The 4106-nt window shown below is 67.4% G+C and carries 1 protein-coding gene; it reads right to left on the bottom strand.

All coding sequences use genetic code 11. The features are described from left to right. Positions 1 to 73 precede the first annotated feature (73 nt). Entirely contained in the window at positions 74 to 3949 is a 3876-nt protein-coding gene (locus GUY59_RS46255) for a DNA-directed RNA polymerase subunit beta' (protein ID WP_138208696.1), read from the bottom strand. Positions 3950 to 4106: the final 157 nt, after the last annotated feature.

Consider the following 4106-nt stretch of genomic DNA (forward strand, 5'->3'; position numbering starts at 1 on the left):
GGGTGGGAGTGCGAAGCGCCCGGGTCTCCTGATCGGGAGACCCGGGCGCGTTCACGTGCCGTTGGCTGAGCAATCACCGGTTGTACTGGCCGAAGTCGTACTCCTCCAGCGGGACGGCCTCGCCGCTGCCGGTGCCGAACGTGTAGTCGGCCGCCGAGCCGTCGTAACCGCCGACGGTGTACATGGCCGCCTTGGCCTCCTCGGTCGGCTCGACCCGGATGTTGCGGTATTGCGGCATGCCCGTTCCGGCCGGGATGAGCTTACCGATGATGACGTTCTCCTTCAGGCCCAGGAGCGAGTCGGACTTGGCGTGGATGGCCGCGTCCGTCAGGACCCTGGTGGTCTCCTGGAAGGAGGCCGCCGACAGCCACGACTCGGTGGCGAGCGACGCCTTCGTGATGCCCATGAGCACCGGGCGGCCGGCGGCCGGGGAGCCGCTCTCCGCCACCGTCTCGCGGTTCATCTGCTCGAAGCGCGGACGCTCGACGAGCTCGCCGGGCAGCAGGTCGGTGTCACCGGACTCCAGCACGTTCACGCGCTTGAGCATCTGCCGGACGATGATCTCGATGTGCTTGTCGTGGATGGACACACCCTGCGAGCGGTAGACCTGCTGGACCTCCGCCACCAGGTGCAGCTGCACGGCCCGCGGGCCGAGGATGCGCAGCACCTCGTTGGGGTTGACCGCACCGGCGACCAGCTGCTGGCCGACCGTGACGCGCTGGCCGTCCTGCACGAGCAGGCGCGACCGCATCGACACCGGGTAGGCGATCTCCTCCGAGCCGTCGTCGGGAGTGATCACCACCTTCCTGGTCTTGTCGGTCTCGTCGATGCGAGCCCGGCCCTCGGCCTCGGAGATCGGGGCGACACCCTTGGGGATGCGCGCCTCGAACAGCTCCGTGACACGGGGAAGACCGTGGGTGATGTCGGCGCCGGCCACACCACCGGTGTGGAACGTCCGCATCGTGAGCTGCGTGCCCGGCTCACCGATCGACTGGGCGGCGATGATGCCGACCGCCTCGCCGACGTCCACGAGCTTGCCGGTGGCCAGCGAACGGCCGTAGCACGTCGCGCAGACACCGATCTTGGCCTCGCAGACCAGCGCGCTGCGGGTGCGGACCGACTCGACGCCCGCCTCGACCAGGGCCGTGACGTGGTTGTCGTTGATGTCGACACCCGCGGGCACGATGACCTTGCCGTCGACCTCGACGTCCTCGGCCAGGATGCGGCCGTGCACGTTGGACTCGGCGTTCTCGGCCTTGACGAGGTTGCCGACCGCGTCGCGCTCGCCGACGTGCAGCGGGACGGCGCGGTCGGTGCCGCAGTCGATCTCGCGCACGATGACGTCCTGCGCGACGTCCACCAGACGACGGGTCAGATAGCCCGAGTCGGCGGTACGCAGGGCGGTGTCGGCGAGACCCTTCCGCTGGCCGTGGGTGGAGATGAAGTATTCCAGCACCGACAGGCCCTCGCGGAACGAGGCCTTGATCGGCCGCGGGATCGTCTCACCCTTGGTGTTGGACACCAGGCCGCGGATGCCGGCGATCTGCCGGACCTGCATCTTGTTACCGCGGGCGCCGGAGTTGACCATCATCCAGACCGGGTTGGTCGCCGGGAAGGCGCTGACCATGTCGGTCTCGACGTCGGCCGTCGCGTGCGTCCAGATCTCGATGAGCTCCTGACGGCGCTCCTCGTCGGTGATCAGACCGCGTTCGTACTCGCGCTGAACCTTGTCGGCCCGGCGCTCGTAGCTCTCCATGATGTCGGTCTTGTTGGGCGGCGCGACGACGTCCTCGATCGAGATCGTGACGCCGGAGCGGGTCGCCCAGCGGAAGCCGGCGTCCTTGAGCGCGTCGAGCGCGTTGGCGACCTCGATCTTGGGGTAGGTCTCCGCCAGCTCGTTCACGATCGTGGACAGCTGCTTCTTGCCGACCTGGAAGTCGACGAACGGGTAGCTGTCGGGCAGCGTCTGGTTGAACAGGCACCGCCCGAACGTCGTCTCCAGCCGGATCGGGTCGCCCTGCTCCCAGCCTTCCGGCGCGACCCAGTCACGCGGCGGCAGGACGTCCTTCAGCCGGATCTGGATCTTCGCCTGAATCTCCAGCTCGCGGCGGTCGAAGGCCATCTGCGCCTCGGCGATCGAGCCGAACACGCGGCCCTCGCCCAGCGCGCCGTCCTTCTGGGTGGTCAGCCAGTAGAGGCCGATGACCATGTCCTGGGTGGGCATCGTCACGGGCTTGCCGTCCGCCGGCTTGAGGATGTTGTTGGTCGAGAGCATCAGAATGCGTGCCTCGGCCTGGGCCTCAGCCGACAGCGGCAGGTGCACGGCCATCTGGTCGCCGTCGAAGTCCGCGTTGAACGCGGTGCAGACGAGCGGGTGGATCTGGATGGCCTTGCCCTCGACCAGCTGCGGCTCGAACGCCTGGATGCCCAGGCGGTGGAGCGTCGGAGCACGGTTGAGCAGCACGGGGTGCTCGGTGATGACCTCTTCGAGGACGTCCCACACCACGGGGCGTGCCCGCTCGACCATCCGCTTGGCCGACTTGATGTTCTGGGCGTGGTTGAGGTCGACCAGCCGCTTCATCACGAACGGCTTGAACAGCTCCAGCGCCATCTGCTTGGGCAGACCGCACTGGTGCAGCTTGAGCTGCGGGCCGACGACGATGACCGAACGGCCGGAGTAGTCGACGCGCTTGCCCAGCAGGTTCTGGCGGAAGCGGCCCTGCTTACCCTTGAGCATATCGCTCAGGGACTTCAGCGGACGGTTGCCGGGGCCGGTGACCGGGCGACCGCGACGGCCGTTGTCGAACAGCGCGTCGACGGCCTCCTGCAGCATCCGCTTCTCGTTGTTCACGATGATCTCGGGCGCGCCGAGGTCGAGCAGACGCTTGAGCCGGTTGTTGCGGTTGATGACCCGGCGGTAGAGGTCGTTGAGGTCGGAGGTCGCGAACCGGCCACCGTCGAGCTGCACCATCGGGCGCAGGTCCGGCGGGATGACCGGGATGCAGTCGAGCACCATGCCGCGCGGTGAGTTGGTCGTGTTGAGGAACGCCGACACGACCTTGAGCCGCTTGAGCGCGCGGGCCTTCTTCTGGCCCTTGCCGCTGCGGATGGTCTCGCGCAGGTTCTCGGCCTCGGCGTCGAGGTCGAAGCTGACCAGGCGCTCCTGGATCGCCTGCGCGCCCATGCCGCCCTTGAAGTAGCGGCCGAAACGGTCGCGCATCTCGCGGTAGAGCAGCTCGTCGCCCTCGAGGTCCTGGACCTTGAGGTTCTTGAAGCGGCTCCAGACCTCGTCGAGCCGGTCGATCTCGCGCTGGGCGCGGTCGCGCAGCTGACGCATCTCGCGCTCGGCGCCCTCACGGACCTTGCGGCGCTGGTCGCCCTTGGCGCCGGCGGCCTCGAGCTCGGCCAGGTCGCTTTCGAGCTTCTTCTGCCTGGTCTCGACGTCGGAGTCGCGGCGCTGCTCGATGTGCTGCCGCTCGACGGAGATCTTCGCCTCCAGCGAGGGCAGGTCACGCTCACGCATCTCGGTGTCGACATGCGTGATCATGTAGGCCGCGAAGTAGATGACCTTCTCCAGGTCCTTCGGGGCCAGGTCGAGCAGGTAGCCGAGGCGCGAGGGAACACCCTTGAAGTACCAGATGTGCGTGACGGGCGCGGCCAGCTCGATGTGGCCCATCCGCTCACGACGCACCTTGGCACGCGTCACCTCGACGCCGCAGCGCTCACAGATGATGCCCTTGAACCGGACACGCTTGTACTTGCCGCAGTAGCACTCCCAGTCGCGGGTCGGGCCGAAGATCTTCTCGCAGAAGAGCCCGTCCTTTTCCGGCTTGAGCGTGCGGTAGTTGATGGTCTCCGGCTTCTTGACCTCGCCGTGCGACCACTGACGAATGTCGTCGGCCGTCGCCAGCCCGATCCGAAGCTCGTCGAAGAAGTTGACGTCTAGCATTTTGTGCGATCTCCCCCTCAGACTTCTTCCACGCTGCTCGGCTCACGCCGGGACAGGTCGATACCGAGCTCCTCCGCGGCGCGGAAGACGTCCTCGTCGGTGTCACGCATCTCGATGGACATGCCGTCGCTGGAGAGCACCTCGACGTTGAGGCACA

The sequence above is a fragment of the Nonomuraea sp. K271 genome (assembly GCF_009908215.1).
In the GTDB taxonomy this organism is placed as follows: domain Bacteria; phylum Actinomycetota; class Actinomycetes; order Streptosporangiales; family Streptosporangiaceae; genus Nonomuraea; species Nonomuraea longispora.